Annotated in this window: 16 protein-coding genes; 6 read left to right on the top strand and 10 right to left on the bottom strand. The window is 70.1% G+C overall.

Annotated elements, in window-relative coordinates; translation table 11 throughout:
- Positions 1-4 precede the first annotated feature (4 nt).
- Genes C9J87_RS11440 through C9J87_RS11425 form a run of 4 tightly spaced genes read right to left on the bottom strand, consistent with a single transcriptional unit; the run spans position 5 to position 3,700 of the window.
- Complete coding sequence (locus C9J87_RS11440) at positions 5-658, bottom strand: histidine phosphatase family protein (RefSeq protein ID WP_107705584.1); 654 nt, start codon at positions 656-658, stop codon at positions 5-7.
- Positions 655-1,695: a phosphotransferase family protein gene (locus C9J87_RS11435; protein WP_107705583.1), complete on the bottom strand. Its 1,041-nt coding sequence runs from the start codon at positions 1,693-1,695 to the stop codon at positions 655-657. The genes C9J87_RS11440 and C9J87_RS11435 overlap by 4 nt, the downstream gene beginning before the upstream one ends.
- Positions 1,692-2,453, bottom strand: coding sequence for an SDR family NAD(P)-dependent oxidoreductase (locus C9J87_RS11430; protein WP_010832335.1), 762 nt, complete (start codon positions 2,451-2,453; stop codon positions 1,692-1,694). Before C9J87_RS11430 ends, C9J87_RS11435 begins: the two co-directional genes overlap by 4 nt.
- On the bottom strand, positions 2,450-3,700 hold the full coding sequence (locus C9J87_RS11425) for an acyl-CoA dehydrogenase family protein (RefSeq protein WP_010832336.1): 1,251 nt from the start codon (positions 3,698-3,700) through the stop codon (positions 2,450-2,452). The genes C9J87_RS11430 and C9J87_RS11425 overlap by 4 nt, the downstream gene beginning before the upstream one ends.
- Positions 3,701-3,740: 40 nt before the next feature.
- Between C9J87_RS11425 and C9J87_RS11420 the strand changes: the two genes are divergently transcribed.
- The 3 genes from C9J87_RS11420 to C9J87_RS11410 all read left to right on the top strand — a co-directional run bounded on the left by C9J87_RS11420 (position 3,741) and on the right by C9J87_RS11410 (position 5,194).
- The gene (locus tag C9J87_RS11420) at positions 3,741-4,325 is read left to right on the top strand and encodes a TetR/AcrR family transcriptional regulator (protein WP_010832337.1); all 585 of its coding nucleotides are present in this window, start codon (positions 3,741-3,743) and stop codon (positions 4,323-4,325) included.
- Between the two features lie 83 nt (positions 4,326-4,408).
- A complete protein-coding gene (locus tag C9J87_RS11415; RefSeq protein WP_036490424.1) occupies positions 4,409-4,711 on the top strand; it encodes a hypothetical protein in 303 nt (100 codons plus the stop codon).
- An 18-nt stretch (positions 4,712-4,729) separates the two neighbouring features.
- Positions 4,730-5,194 carry a VOC family protein gene (locus C9J87_RS11410; protein ID WP_036492374.1) on the top strand — a complete coding sequence of 155 codons (465 nt, stop codon included), beginning with the start codon at positions 4,730-4,732 and terminating at the stop codon, positions 5,192-5,194.
- Here C9J87_RS11410 and C9J87_RS11405 read toward each other — a convergent pair.
- The gene (locus C9J87_RS11405) at positions 5,136-6,632 is read right to left on the bottom strand and encodes a hypothetical protein (RefSeq protein WP_010832339.1); all 1,497 of its coding nucleotides are present in this window, start codon (positions 6,630-6,632) and stop codon (positions 5,136-5,138) included. The two genes, C9J87_RS11410 and C9J87_RS11405, sit on opposite strands and share 59 nt — an antisense overlap.
- 66 nt (positions 6,633-6,698) lie before the next feature.
- Here C9J87_RS11405 and C9J87_RS11400 point away from each other — a divergent pair, with 66 nt between their 5' ends.
- On the top strand, positions 6,699-7,580 hold the full coding sequence (locus C9J87_RS11400) for an aldo/keto reductase (protein WP_010832340.1): 882 nt from the start codon (positions 6,699-6,701) through the stop codon (positions 7,578-7,580).
- Here C9J87_RS11400 and C9J87_RS11395 read toward each other — a convergent pair.
- From C9J87_RS11395 to C9J87_RS11385, 3 genes are all read right to left on the bottom strand, one after another.
- Positions 7,555-9,081 (bottom strand): MXAN_6640 family putative metalloprotease, encoded by a 1,527-nt coding sequence (locus C9J87_RS11395; RefSeq protein WP_010832341.1) that lies wholly within the window; start codon positions 9,079-9,081, stop codon positions 7,555-7,557. The two genes, C9J87_RS11400 and C9J87_RS11395, sit on opposite strands and share 26 nt — an antisense overlap.
- A gap of 63 nt (positions 9,082-9,144) precedes the next feature.
- Complete coding sequence (locus tag C9J87_RS11390; protein ID WP_107705582.1) at positions 9,145-10,608, bottom strand: MXAN_6640 family putative metalloprotease; 1,464 nt, start codon at positions 10,606-10,608, stop codon at positions 9,145-9,147.
- Positions 10,608-11,003, bottom strand: a complete 396-nt coding sequence (locus C9J87_RS11385; RefSeq protein WP_107705581.1) for an adenylyltransferase/cytidyltransferase family protein — start codon at positions 11,001-11,003, stop codon at positions 10,608-10,610. Before C9J87_RS11385 ends, C9J87_RS11390 begins: the two co-directional genes overlap by 1 nt.
- A 37-nt stretch (positions 11,004-11,040) precedes the next feature.
- Between C9J87_RS11385 and C9J87_RS11380 the strand changes: the two genes are divergently transcribed.
- Both C9J87_RS11380 and C9J87_RS11375 read left to right on the top strand, forming a co-directional pair.
- Positions 11,041-12,312 carry a DUF445 domain-containing protein gene (locus tag C9J87_RS11380; RefSeq protein WP_010832344.1) on the top strand — a complete coding sequence of 424 codons (1,272 nt, stop codon included), beginning with the start codon at positions 11,041-11,043 and terminating at the stop codon, positions 12,310-12,312.
- A gap of 5 nt (positions 12,313-12,317) precedes the next feature.
- Complete coding sequence (locus tag C9J87_RS11375) at positions 12,318-12,563, top strand: RNA-binding S4 domain-containing protein (RefSeq protein ID WP_107705580.1); 246 nt, start codon at positions 12,318-12,320, stop codon at positions 12,561-12,563.
- 3 nt (positions 12,564-12,566) lie between these two features.
- Here the strand turns inward: C9J87_RS11375 and C9J87_RS11370 are convergent, their stop codons facing one another.
- A complete protein-coding gene (locus C9J87_RS11370; RefSeq protein ID WP_232211586.1) occupies positions 12,567-12,935 on the bottom strand; it encodes an FKBP-type peptidyl-prolyl cis-trans isomerase in 369 nt (122 codons plus the stop codon).
- 24 nt (positions 12,936-12,959) lie between these two features.
- The gene (locus C9J87_RS11365; RefSeq protein ID WP_010832347.1) at positions 12,960-13,391 is read right to left on the bottom strand and encodes a CBS domain-containing protein; all 432 of its coding nucleotides are present in this window, start codon (positions 13,389-13,391) and stop codon (positions 12,960-12,962) included.
- Positions 13,392-13,394: the final 3 nt, after the last annotated feature.

Here is a 13,394-nt window from a genome sequence, read left to right as displayed (position 1 = left end):
GGTCCTATCGGTAGGTCTGGTGCTCGGGGGAGAGATGCGTGTGCTCGTTGTAGGCGAGCATCGTGGCGCCGCGGGCGCCGACGACGAAGCTGGTGACGGAGGCGTTGATCGTCACCTGGTTGAGGCGCAGCCACAGGTGCGCGCCGCCGTCGAGGCGGGCTGCGGCCGCCCACGCGATCGGGCCGCCGCTGGTGAAGACGACGGCCGTGGCCTTCGGTTCGAGCGCGGCGACGGCCCGGTCGAGAGCGGCGGAGACGCGCGTGGAGAAGTCGGCGAAGGACTCGTCGTAGTCGTCGTGCTCGCCGCCGGTCCAGCGGGACGTGGCGCCCTCGAACCAGCGCTGGAACGCGCGCGGGTCGGAGGTGATGTCCACGCCCTCGGGGGCCGGGTGGCGTTCGAGGACCTGGAGGTGGTCGAACTCGTCCCAGCCGGTGTCGACGGTGACCGGCAGGTCCCATCCGGCTCCGTCGCACACCCCGGCGGCCGTCTGCGAGTGCCGCTTCATCCCACCCGAGACCAGCACGTCGGGCGTGATGCCCTGCGCTGCGAGGGCGGCGCCGAGCGTACGCGCTTGGGAAGCGCCGAGGTCGGACAGCTGGTCGTAGTCGGCCGCACCCCACGACGCCTGGCCGTGCCGCACCAGGAGGATCCGGCTCACGTGAGCAGCTCCGCGATCCGGCGGTCCAGGATCTGCACGCCCGGTCCGAAGAGCGCGAACATCTCGTTGCTCGTCTGCTTGTGGAAGTAGCGGTAGTAGATCTGCTGGGCGATCACGGCGTTGCGGAACAGTCCGAACACCTCGTAGAACCGCCACTGCTCGGGCGTGAGCGTGAAGCCCATCCGCTCGCAGTAGGCCTGCACGAACTCCTCACGCGTGATCATCCCCGGCAGATCGGTCGGCACCCGCTTGGTCAGCTTCAGCTCGTCGGAGTCGTCGGCCTGGATCCAGAACGCCAGTGCTCCGCCGACGTCCATCAACGGGTCGCCGAGCGTGGCCATCTCCCAGTCCAGGACGCCGATGACGCGCGTCGGGTCGTCGTGGGAGAAGACGATGTTGTCGACCTTGAAGTCGTTGTGGATCACGCAGTTGGCGATGTCCTCGGGCTGGTTCGCGTCCAGCCAGGCCATCACCTCGGTGAACTCCGGGTTGTCCGGCGTGTGCGCGTTGCGGTAGCGCGTCGACCAGCCCTCGACCTGCCGCCGGACGTAGCCGGTGCCCTTCCCGAGATCACTCAGACCGGCTGCCGAGGCGTCGACGGTGTGCAGCTCGGCGTACACCTCGACGACGTTGAGGCACAGCTGCAGGGCCTGCTCGGGCGACAGCGGGACGTCGGCGGGCCAGGTGCTGCGCGGGATCAGGCCGTCGATGCGGCCCATGGCGTAGAAGTCGCCGCCGATGACCGAAGAGTCGTCGCAGAAGCCGACCATCGGGGCGACGTAGGGGAAGACCGGCGCGAGCGCCGACTGGATCGTGAACTCGCGGCGCATGTCGTGCGCGCCCTTGGCCTTCGTCCCCTGCGGTGCGCGGCGCAGGATCAGCTCGCGCCCGGGGACCCGCAGCAGGTAGGTCAGGTTGGAGGCCCCGCCCGAGAACTGGCGGACCTCCTCGATCGGTCCCTCGACACCTTGCGCCTTCAGCCACTGCGCGACCGCGTCGACGTCGAAGGCGTCCTCGTCGCGTACGGCAGAGGTCATGACAGCTCCTCCAGTCGCGCGGCCTGGTGCCTCATCACTTCGTCGTACGCCGGTCGGTCGGCCCACTTCAGGAAGTAGGCCTGGCGAGCTGCCTCGTCGGGGACGATCACGTCCTCACCGGCATCCATGCCCGCCAGGACGGCCGAGGCGATGTCGTCCGCGCTCACCTTCGAGGTGGCCACGAGGTTGCCGATCACCTTGCCGACCGCCTCATCGGCGCCCTGCATGGAGTCGACGAGGTTGGTCCGGAAGTAGGACGGGCACACAGCGCTTGCCTTGACCCCGAACCCGGCGAGCTCGTGCCCGCAAGTCTCGGTGAACGCCACGACCGCGGCCTTGACCGCGTTGTAGGAGCCCATCCCACCCGGGTGCACCAGGCCGGCGAGCGAGGCGACGTTGACGATGTGGCCGGAGCGCTGGGCCTTGAGCATCGGCGTGAAGGTCTGCACGCCGCGGACCACCCCGAAGAGGTTGATCTCGGTGATCCAGCGCCAGTCGTCGATCGAGCACAGCTCGATCCGGCCGCCACCGGCGACGCCGGCGTTGTTGACCAGCACGTCGAGCCCGCCCCAGCGCTCCTCGACGGTCGTCCTGGCAGCAGCCCAGTCGTCGTCGGAGGTGATGTCGAGGACGAGGTCGATGCCGTCGCCGGTCACCCGGTCGGTGGCGAGCACCTCGTCGCCGCGAGCGCGGAACGCGGCGGTGAGCGCGGCACCGAGGCCGGACGCGGCGCCGGTGACCAGGACCCGCCGGCTCATCGGGTCTTGCCCAGCTCGATCTTGGCGATCACGTTGCGGTGCACCTCGTCGGGGCCGTCGGCCAGGCGCAGCGAGCGGGCTCCGACGTACGCCCCCGCAAGCGGGAAGTCGTCGGTCATGCCGCCGCCGCCGTGCAGCTGGATCGCCATGTCGATGACGTCGAGGGCCATGTTGGGCACCTCGACCTTGATCTCGCTGACGGCCGACAGTGCGGCCATCGACATCCCCTGGTCGAGCAGCCAGGCGGCGTGCATGACGAGGAGGCGCGAGCGGTTGATCGCGATCCGGGCGTCGGCGATGCGCTCGCGGTTGCCGCCGAGGTTGGCCAGCGGCTTGCCGAAGGCGGTGCGGCTCGTCGCCCGGGCGCAGGCGAGCTCGAGGGCGCGCTCGGCGAGGCCGACGGCGCGCATGCAGTGGTGGACGCGGCCGGGGCCGAGGCGGCCCTGGGCGATCTCGAACGCGCGGCCCTCACCGAGCAGGATGTTGGCGACCGGCACCCGCACGTTGTCGAAGGACACCTCGCCGTGGCCGAGCGGCTCGTCGTAGTAGCCCATCGTGCTGAGCATCCGCTCGACCTTGACGCCCGGAGCATCGCGAGGGACCAGCACCATCGTGTGCCGCGAGTGCCGGTCTGCGTCGGGGTTGGTCAGGCCCATGAAGACCAGGACCTTGCACTCCGGGTTGCCGATGCCGGTGGAGAACCACTTGCGTCCGTTGATGACGACCTCGTCGCCGTCGACGACCGCGGTGGCCTCCATGTTGGTCGCGTCGGAGGACGCGACGTCGGGCTCGGTCATGCAGAAGGCGCTGCGGATCTCCGCGCGCAGCAGTGGCTCGAGCCACTGCTTCTTCTGCTCGTCGGTGCCGTAGCGCAGCAGCACCTCCATGTTGCCGGTGTCGGGAGCGTTCGAGTTGAAGACCAGCGGGGCGAGGAACGACCTCCCCATCACCTCGGCGAGCGGTGCGTAGTCGACGTTGCTCAGTCCCTCGCCGCCGTCGGTGCCGAAGTCAGCGGCGTACGACCCGGCGTGCTCCGCAGGCAGGAAGAGGTTCCACAACCCCTGCTCGCGGGCCTTCGCCTGCAGCTCCTTGATCCGCGGGTCCGGCGTCCAGTTGTCGCCCCCACTCTCGCGCGCCTGCGTGATCCGCTGGTGCATGTCGGCCTCGAGCGGCTCGATCTCGGTGTCCAGGAAGGCGCGCACCCGGGACTGCAGGTCCGCTGCGCGCGGGGAGAGGGAGAAGTCCATGGGTTGACCATAACCACACTGTTGAGCAATGCTCAATAGCGTGTCCGATCCTGTACGTCGACGGCTGAGCGCCGACGACCGCCGCCGCCAGCTCGTGGGGATCGGGCTGAGCCGGATCATCGACACCCCCATCCAGGACCTGTCGCTCGACCAGGTCGCGGCCGAGGCCGGCATCTCGCGGGGACTGCTGTTCCACTACTTCCCGACCAAGACCGACTTCTACCTCGCCTGCATCGCCGCGGCCGGGCGGCGGATCCTGCGCAACACGGCCCCCTCCGAGTCGGACCCGGGGGAGGTCCAGGTGCGCACCATGGTCACCGCGATGATCGAGCAGATCGACCGGCGCCGGGCGTTCTACCTCACGCTCGTGCACGGCAGCGGTGTCGCCGACCCCCGGTTGGCCGACGTGCACGAGAGCGTCCGCTCCGTCTCCACCGACCGGGTGGTCCGGGCGCTCGGCCTGGCTCCAGGCCTGCAACCCGTCGTGCATGCCTGGTGGGCGTACGTCGAGGACCGAGCGCTCACGTGGAGCGGCGTTGCCTCGGCTGAGCGCACCGAGACCCTCGGCGAGCTCGTGGCGCACTGTGAGCGCGCGCTCGCTGCGCTGTGCGGTCGGTCGAGCTGACCGCAACAACTGATAACCCTGCTGCCGCGAACCAGGCCAGCAGGCCCACGCCGGCACCAGCACGGTCACCATAAACTGGCCCGGTGACCCCGGAAGAGGTCGGCCGCTACGCGGAGTCGCTCCCGCAGGTCAAGCGCAAGGGAACCGAGTCGCGGCCGGCGTGGTACGTCCACGACCGCTTGGTCGTGCGTCTTCACGACGCCAACACGCTCGTGATCCGGGTCCCGCTGAGCCAGCGTGAGGCTCTCCTCGACAGCCACCCGGACACCTTCGGCGTGCCGCCTCGCATGGAGGCACACCACAAGGTCGAGGCCTATCTGGAACAAGCATCAACACCCGCGGTGTGCCGGGCCATCGAGCTCGCGTGGGAGATGCAGCACCGCTGACTCGATAGCGTGCTGCGCATGCCCATCACCCTCGAGAACGTCGGGATCGCCGTACGCGACATCGACGCTGCGATCGCCTTCTTCACCGACCTCGGCCTCACCGTGCTGGGCCGCGACACGGTCAGCGGGGAGTGGGCCGACACCGCCGTCGGCCTCGACGGCAACCACGCCAAGATCGCCATGCTCCAGACGCCGGACGGCAACGGTCGTCTCGAGCTCTTCGAGTACATCCATCCCGACGCGATCGAGACGGAGCCCACCCTGCCCCACGAGATCGGTATGCACCGCGTGGCCTTCTCGGTCGACGACCTCGACGAGGCCCTCGCGATCGCCGCGCGGCACGACTGCCATCCGTTGCGAGGAGTGGCGATCTATGGCGACGTCTACAAGCTCACCTATCTCCGTGGTCCGAGCGGCATCCTCGTCATGCTCGCCCAGGACCTGACGAGGAATAGCCCTCCACCGACAACGCCGCGTCGCTGAGGTAGATCTCGACGCCCTCCGGCGCGCTCAGCATGACCTCGGCGTCGTCGTCGCTGAGCCGCCTCGTGCCGGACCGGTCGACGAGGTAGGTCAGGTTGTTCGGCGTCTGCCAGAGATGGCGACCGGGACTCGCGACCCGGCAGCGATAGCCGCCGTGGGTCTTCCAACGATGGTGGCGTCTTCGCAGTGGCCCGGAGTTGTGCGGTCCGGTCTGGCCCGGCGGCCCGGTCGGGTCGTACGGCGACGAGTGGTCGAAGTCGACATCGGACCGGGTGGCCGTGCGGGGCGAGAAGGGGAAGACGTCGCCGCCGGCGAGTGACCAGACGTGGTCCTTGACGGCCTCGGAGTGCTCGTAGGCGTCGGACCTGGGGCGCGTCGACAGGTCGAGGACCGGAGTGACGGTCACGTCGGCGTGGCCCAGGACCTCGGCCAGCTGAGCCACGTCGATCGGGCCGACGCCCTCGATCCGCGCGACGCCGCGGCCCGACCGCAGGGCCGCGTCGGTGAGGTGCACGAACAGCCGACCGCGCCCGCGCAACGAGGCGAGACGCCTGGCGGGCAGGGCGCACAGCCGCTCGACCGTGTCGCGCGTGTGGTCGGGCGCCCATGCAGGCTGCTCGGCCGGGTCTGCACCCGGATCGGAATCCCTGTGCTCGAGCAGCAGCCTGAGCAGGTCGACCGGGCGGGCCAGCCAGCCCATCGCCAGCGAGCGGAGCTCGTCGTGGTTGTGGTCATGTCCCTGGGTCAGCGCAAGGATGTCGGCCACGTGGTCGACCATCGCGTCGATCCAGACGGCGTCGCCGGCGGTGACCCGGGCGATGATGCAGCGGTAGCCGAACTCGTCGGCCCGGGAGATCGAGACGTAGCGCTCGTGCCGCGACCGCTCGCGCTCCCCGGCATGGGTCTCCGGGTCGGCCTCGATCACCTTCGCCCGGGCGATCTCCAGCACGGTCGATGGTGCGTGGCCCGCGATCGCCCGGGCCACCGCACGATCGACGAGGCCGACGGCGTCGAGCAGCAGCCCGCGCGAGATGACCGCGACCTTGCGCGCGACCCACGGCTCGCAGGCACCGGCAGCCACGATCGCCCACGTGCGGGGGAGACGGTGCTGGAGGTCGAGCGCGTCGGCGATCAATGCGCGCGTCGTGGCGGGATGAGTCTCGCGGGCCATGGCGAGCTCGGGGACGGCGAGCTCGCGCACGGACGGCGTGCCGTCGCCGCCAGGAGTCGTCATGGGATCGCGCCCGTCGCGCGGGTGACCTGAACGGACTGCCCACTGCGCGGCGCGCACCAGCTCGGCGACCTCGGCCAGGCGGCGGGCGCGAAGATCGGCCGCTGCTGCCTCGAGGAAGTCCCGGTCCGACTGCTCATCACCGGCTGCCCGTGCGTCCGTCAGCGCCGCCGGAGCGGCGGTCTGGGGCGGAATGGGCGGGGCCATGTCCCATTGTCGCTCGAACAAATGTTCGAGTCAAGAGGTGTGCGTGACGCCGCTAAGGTCGCACGCATGCACACACGCACCCTCGGCAAGCACCAGGTCGGCGCGATCGGACTCGGCCTGATGACCTTCGACCAGAGCGGCACCCAGCCGCGCGAGCAGCTGCTCGACACCGTCCGCGCAGCGTTGGACGCGGGCATCACCCTCCTCGACACCGCGGACGCCTACGGGCCCGGTGACGAGCGCGGCGTCGACGCCCAGGGCGAGAACGAGCGGCTGATCGCATCCCTCCTCGACGAGCTGGGCGTGCGGGACCGGGTGCTGCTGGCGACCAAGGGCGGTCACGTCCGCACCGAGGGTGGCGGCTGGGCCCTCGACAGCCGACCGGAGCATCTCAGGAGCGCCGTCGACGCCAGCCTCGCTCGCCTCGGCGTCGAGCAGATCGAGCTGTGGCAGCACCACCGGCCGGATCCCGAGGTGCCCTACGACGAGGTCATCGGCACGCTGCACGAGATCGCGGGCAGCGGCAAGGTCGCCATGATCGGGCTGTCCAACGCGGACCCCGACCAGATCCGGGCGGCCCACGCCGTGCTCGGCGCCTCACTGGTGAGCGTGCAGAACCAGTTCAGCCCTCGGTTCCGCAGCAGCCGCCCGGAGATCGACGTCTGCGAGGAGCTCGGCCTGGCCTTCCTGCCCTGGAGCCCGCTGGGCGGACTGGGGGACGCGAAGGAGTTGGCGGACCAGCACCCGGCCTTCGCCCAGGTCGCGCAGGACCGTCAGGTCAGCGCCCAGCAGGTCGCGCTCGCGTGGGAGCTGGCGCAGTCGCCGTGCGTGATCCCGATCCCTGGCGCCAAGCGACCCACCTCGGTGCGCGACTCCGCGCAGGCGGCCGACCTGGTGCTGAGCGACGAGGAGCTGGCCAGCCTCAGCGGCGACGCTTCCGCTTCTTGACGGCCTTGGTCACGATCGCGAACTTCTTGTTCTCGTCGATCGCCCGGCCGTGACAGGCGAAGTTGGTGCCCTTGTTGCACCGGAAGCGGGTCGAGACGTTGGCGATCGAGACCGTCACCGCGGCGACCTTCGCCGAGCTGAACGGAACGAGTGCCTGAGCCCGGCCGCGCCGGTTGAAGCGCATCTTGCGGGTGCCGATCGTGCCGTCGGTCCGGTGGAGCACGAGGCGGGCAGCAGGACTGGTGGCGCGGCCGGGGCCGCGGACGATGACGCGCAGCCGCCACTTCTTGCCACCCAGGTCGGCGCCGGGACGCACGTGCATCGCGTCGGCCGAGAGGTGGTCGAGCTTGGCGCGCTGCGTGTGCCTCTTGTCGGCGCGCGTCAGCGTGACGTCGGCGAGCACGGACGGCGCGGCATACTCCGGCGCTCCGGCCGCCTCGGGGTAGGTGCTCGTGGGGTGGGTGTTCGCGGCCGCGAAGTCGGCGTACACGTCGGTGAAGGACTTCTTCTTCTTGCGCAGCACCGACGCGATCGCGTCGGTCGAGTAGCGACCGCCGTCGCGGCGCAGGCTGCCGGCCGACTCCCACGCCTTTTTCACGAACTTCGTGCCGAAGCGCGAAGTGAGGTATTCCCAGAAGATCCAGTTGCCGTACTGGAAGCCGTAGGTCGAGCTGAACGCGTCGAGGGGGACGAACGCTGCCTGCAGCTGGCTGTAGCGGAGGTACTGCCGGTTGTCGTTGATGTGGTCGGCGACCTGCTCCTCCATCCAGGTGGCCGTGGACTCGAGCATCCACGGGTCCTCGTTGTAGTCGTAGGAGTACTGCACCGCGTGGAAGAACTCGTGGGCGGCGGTCACCGTGAGGTTGTTCTCGGGCGTCTGGCTCGGGAACTGCGAAGCGGCGTAGTCGTTGTCGAGGACGCAGAAGCCGCTGGCCGTGCGGCCCTTCTTGCGGAACTCGGCCGCGCAGTAGCCGTAGAGGCCGGCGCCGAGGTCCTTGAGGTAGACGTCGAGCTTGCCGTCGCCCCCGGCGTTGCCGTCGCTGCGCGGCGCGCGGTAGCCGAGCTGGGTGACCTCGCGTTCGTAGACGGCCTCCATCGTGGCCAGGCTCAGCGCGACCCAGTCGACACTGGGCGGCGCGTCCGCGGTCGTCGGGACGTAGTGCACGCACACATGGGCGCCGCACTGCTTCTCCGACGGCACCGTGTAGCCGTTGCCGAACGGGTCGGCGGAGCCGTCGGTCGGCCGGGCGAGCAGGGCGTTGGCCTCGACCGCCTCCGAACCGCTGAGGTCGGGGCGCGCGACCCACAGGTCACGCAGCGCGATCGTCGCCGAGGGATCGGTCGGGCGGGCGTCGCCGGCCAGCACGCGTCCGGCGGTGTCGAGGGCGCTCAGCGCGACCCTCGCATGGGGATCGGGCGGCAGCATCGTGTCGTCGGCACTCGCCACGGGCATCGCACCGGGCAGGGGTGAGAGCAGCAGCCCCACCAGCACGGCAAGCATGGTTGACCTACGCACGCAGAACATCCCCTTCATCGCTGACCCCAGTTCGCGATCGAGGTTACGTCAACGGTGCGCGCGGAGCAGACTCGCGGTGAGGCCGAATCGCTGGGCCTCGTCGAGAGGCGTGCCCTGGCAGGCGAAGTGGGTGCGCTGACGGCAGTCGTAGCGTGTCGAGGCGTTGGCCAGCACCACGACGACACGCCGCACCCGCCTGTCGCTGAACTTCACGACCCGGTCGCCGTGGCCGCGCCGCAGCCGGATCGGCAGCGTGACGACCTTGCCGGACTCGAGGAACACGCGCGCCGTCGCCGCCGCACCGCTGGAGCGGGTCGTCGTCACGGACAGCCGCAGCCTGACCCGGCCCCGGAGCCCCGACTTCGGTCGGAGGGAGATCGCATGCCCCGTGAGGTGGGGTACGGCGATGCGCTCCTCTCGCCACGAACGGCGGGCCGGCCCCAGTCCCACCGAGTCGTCGACCGCGGGTCTGCGATAGGCCCGCCCCTCGTCGTACCCGTGCTGGGGCGTCAGGTTGGCGTGCACGAAGGAGGCGTAGACCGAGGGGAAGGAGCCGCCCCGGCTCTCGACGAACCGGCGGACCGCCTTGACCGAGAAGTCGTCGCGGCGACCGGGACCGGTGGCCGCGAGCTCCCAGACCTGCCGCACGGCATCGACGCCGTAGCGCTGGGCCAGGAACTGGAAGAAGATCCAGTTCCCGTAGAGGCCGAGGTCGGCGGCGGAGTGGTCGAGCGGGACGTGGCGTCGGCCGAGCTGGCCGGCGGAGAGGTACTGGCGGTTGTCGTCGACGTCGTCTGCGACCTGTTCCTCCATCCAGGTGGCCGTGGACTCGAGGAACCAGCGGTCCTCGTGCACGTCCATGCCGAACTGCACCGCGTGGAACAGCTCGTGAGCGGCGGTCACCCGCAGGCTGTCGTCGGCAGACTTGGGGAAGCCCGTGAAGTCGTCGTCGAACACGCAGTAGGACGAGGCCTGACCGGACGCGCCCAGCACCGGGGCCTCCGGCGCGCAGTAGCCGTAGAGCCCTGCCCGGCTGATGTCGGCGAGGTAGACGTCGAAGTGCGGGCTGCCGCCGCGACCGGCGTCGGAGGGCACGCCCGGATAGCCGAGCTCCGCCATCCGAGCGAGCGCGAGCTCGGTGACGTCCAGGCTGCGGCGTACCCAGTCAGGTGTCACGCCGTCGGAGGACGCCAGCGGAGGGGCGTCCGAGGTGGTGGTGACGTAGTGCACGCACGCGGCGGCGCCGCACACCTGGCCGCGGGGAGCCGCGGGGTCCCAGAAGAACTCACCGGAGCCGTCGGCGGGATCGCTCGGCCGTGCCGAGGTGCGGCCGCGCGCGGACCGGGCGGCGCCGTCGTGAGAGGCGTCGGAAGAGGCGTCGAGATAGGCGTCGCGCAGGTCGAGTGTGAGGTCGCGCGACGAGGGCGCGGCCTTGTCGGCTGTCGACGGCGCCTGGCCGACAGGCAGCAGGACCGCGAGGAGCGCCAGCACCAGGCCGGCAACGGCTCGCACTACATGTCCGCGATGTGTTCGATGATCGCGGTCGTGGAGATGGCAGGAGTGCGGGTGAGGTAGACGACCTTGCACACGTCGGAGAACTCGTCGAACTTGCCGGCCCAGTCGTCGCCCATCACCAGGACGTCGGCGCCGTGCTCGACGATGTAGTCGCGCTTGGCCTCCAGGCTCTCCTCGACGAAGACCTCGTCGACGACCCGGAGGGCGGCGACGATCGCCAGCCGCTCCTTCTCGCTGAAGACCGGGACCCGGCCCTTCTTCTTCATGTTCAGGGCATCGGCCGACACGCCCACGACCAACCGGTCGCCCAGCTCGGCGGCGCGCTCCAGGACCCGCAGGTGTCCGACGTGGAAGACGTCGAAGGTGCCGAAGGTGATGACGGTGCGGGACATGCGCGAAGAGTATCGGCACGCCTGAGAGGATCTCGGCGTGGCCATCCCCGCACCGATCTCGATCATCACCCCCGACCCCGCCGCCGACGAGGCACGGCGTCGAGGGCTCCGGCAGATGCGGACCGTCGCCGTCTCGCTGCTCGTGCTGGCCGCGATCGTCTACGTCGCCACGCTGGGGCGCGACGGCGCCTGGGGCTTCGTCAACGCCGGCGCAGAGGCGTCGATGGTCGGCGCCATCGCCGACTGGTTCGCGGTGACGGCGCTGTTCAAGCACCCGCTCGGCATCCCGATCCCGCACACTGCGCTGATCCCCAAGCGCAAGGACGAGCTCGGCAAGGGTCTCGAGGAGTTCGTGGGGGAGAACTTCCTCCAGGAGGACATCATCCGCGACCGCACGGCCGCGGCGCTGATCTCGGCCCGCGTCGGCGACTGGCTCTCCGACCCCGCCAATGCGCGGCGCGTGGTCGACGAGGTCTCTGACGTCGCCGCGATCGCGCTCGGCAAGGTCCGCGACGAGCACATCGCCGACCTCGTCACCGACGCCTTCGTGCCCCGCTTCCGCGAGGAGCCGATCGCGCCCATCCTGGGCAGCCTCATCACCGAGGCGGTGCGCGACGACCTGCACCACGGCGTCGTCGACCTCGCGCTGGAGGAGCTGCACCGCTGGCTGGTGCACAACGGCGAGACGTTCACCGAGGTGCTCAGCGAGCGCGCGCCGTGGTGGGCGCCACCGCGCCTCAACGAGGCCGTCACCCAGCGCCTCCACCTCGAGGCCATCCGCTGGATCGCCGACATCCGTGACACCCCCGGCCACCACGCCCGCGGCGCCATCGACTCGATGCTCGCCCAGCTGGGCCAGGACCTGCTCACCGATCCGCGGACCATGGAGCGCGCGGAGCGCTTCAAGGAGCGGTTGCTCGACCACCCGCAGGTCGTCAGCACCGCGATCTCGCTGTGGAAGGCGATGCGCGCGGCGCTGCTCTCATCGGTGCGCGACCCCCAGGGCGCGGTCCGCGAGCGGATGCTCCTCGAGCTCAGTGCCTTCGCCGAGCGACTGCGCACCGACGCCGAGCTGCGCGAGAAGCTCGACCGGACCGCGGCCGACATCGCGGTCTTCGCGGTCTCGCGGTACGGCGCCGAGCTGACCGCCGTCATCACCCACACCATCGAGCGCTGGGACGGCAAGGAGGCCGCGCGCCGCATCGAGCTGCACGTGGGCCGCGACCTGCAGTTCATCCGGATCAACGGCACGATCGTGGGTGGACTCGTGGGTGTGCTGATCCACGCGATCAGCCTGCTGGTTCACTGAGTCCCATGAGTGAACCCGTGGACGTGCCCATCCGTGACGAGAAGATCCGGCTCGGGCAGTTCCTCAAGCTCGCCAACCTGGTCGAGTCGGGATCCGACGCCAAGCCGGTGCTGGCCGACGGCCAGGTCAGGGTCAACGGCGAGGTCGAGATGCGACGTGGCCGCCAGCTCGTGGCGGGCGACGTCGTGACGCTCGCGGGCCAGTCGGCCCGAGTGGCCTCAGGGGACGCCGAGATCGACGTCCCCTGGTAGCACTCAGCTGACCTTGAGCAGGTCCACCACGAAGATCAGCGTCTCGCCGGGCTTGATGGCGCCGCCGGCTCCGCGGTCGCCGTAGCCGAGGTGCGGCGGGATCACGAGGCGACGACGACCGCCGACCTTCATGCCCTGCACGCCGGTGTCCCAGCCCTGGATGACCTGGCCGATGCCGAGGCGGAAGTTGAGCGCGTCGCCGCGGTTGTAGGAGGCGTCGAACTCCTCGCCGGTCGAGTGGGCCACGCCGACGTAGTGCACGGACACGGTCGAGCCGGAAGTGGCCTCCGCGCCGTCACCCTCGACGAGGTCGGTGATCTCCAGGTCGGCGGGGGCGTCTCCGATGTGCGGGTCGACGTCGGGCTTGTCCATGGTCATACCTTCCGGTTGGTGTGCTCAGGTCTGGTGGACGTAGTTGTCCAGCTGGTCGCGCTCGAACTCGAGCTCGCCGATGCGATTCTTCACCACGTCGCCGATGCTGATGATGCCGGTCAGCTTGCCGGCGGTCACGACGGGCACATGCCGGATGCGGTGCTCGGTCATGACCTGCATCAGCTCGGTGAGGGCTTCCTCGCCCTCGCAGGTCCGCACGGTCGTGGTCATGATCTCGGCCACGGCCGCGTCGAGGACGTCGTGGCGATCGTTGAGCCGGCGCACGACGTCGCGCTCGCTCACGATCCCCTCGACGGTCTCGCCGTCGGTGCTGACGATCAGGGCTCCGACGTTGTGCTCGGACAGAAGGGCGACCAGCTCCCGCACGCTGGCCTCGGGGCTGATGGTGATGACGTCGTGGCTGGGCTTGCCCTTGAGTACGTCGTTGATGCGCATGGC

The organism is Nocardioides allogilvus, assembly GCF_003047285.1.
Lineage (GTDB): Bacteria > Actinomycetota > Actinomycetes > Propionibacteriales > Nocardioidaceae > Nocardioides > Nocardioides allogilvus.
This window is presented reverse-complemented; position numbering and strand designations above follow the sequence as displayed.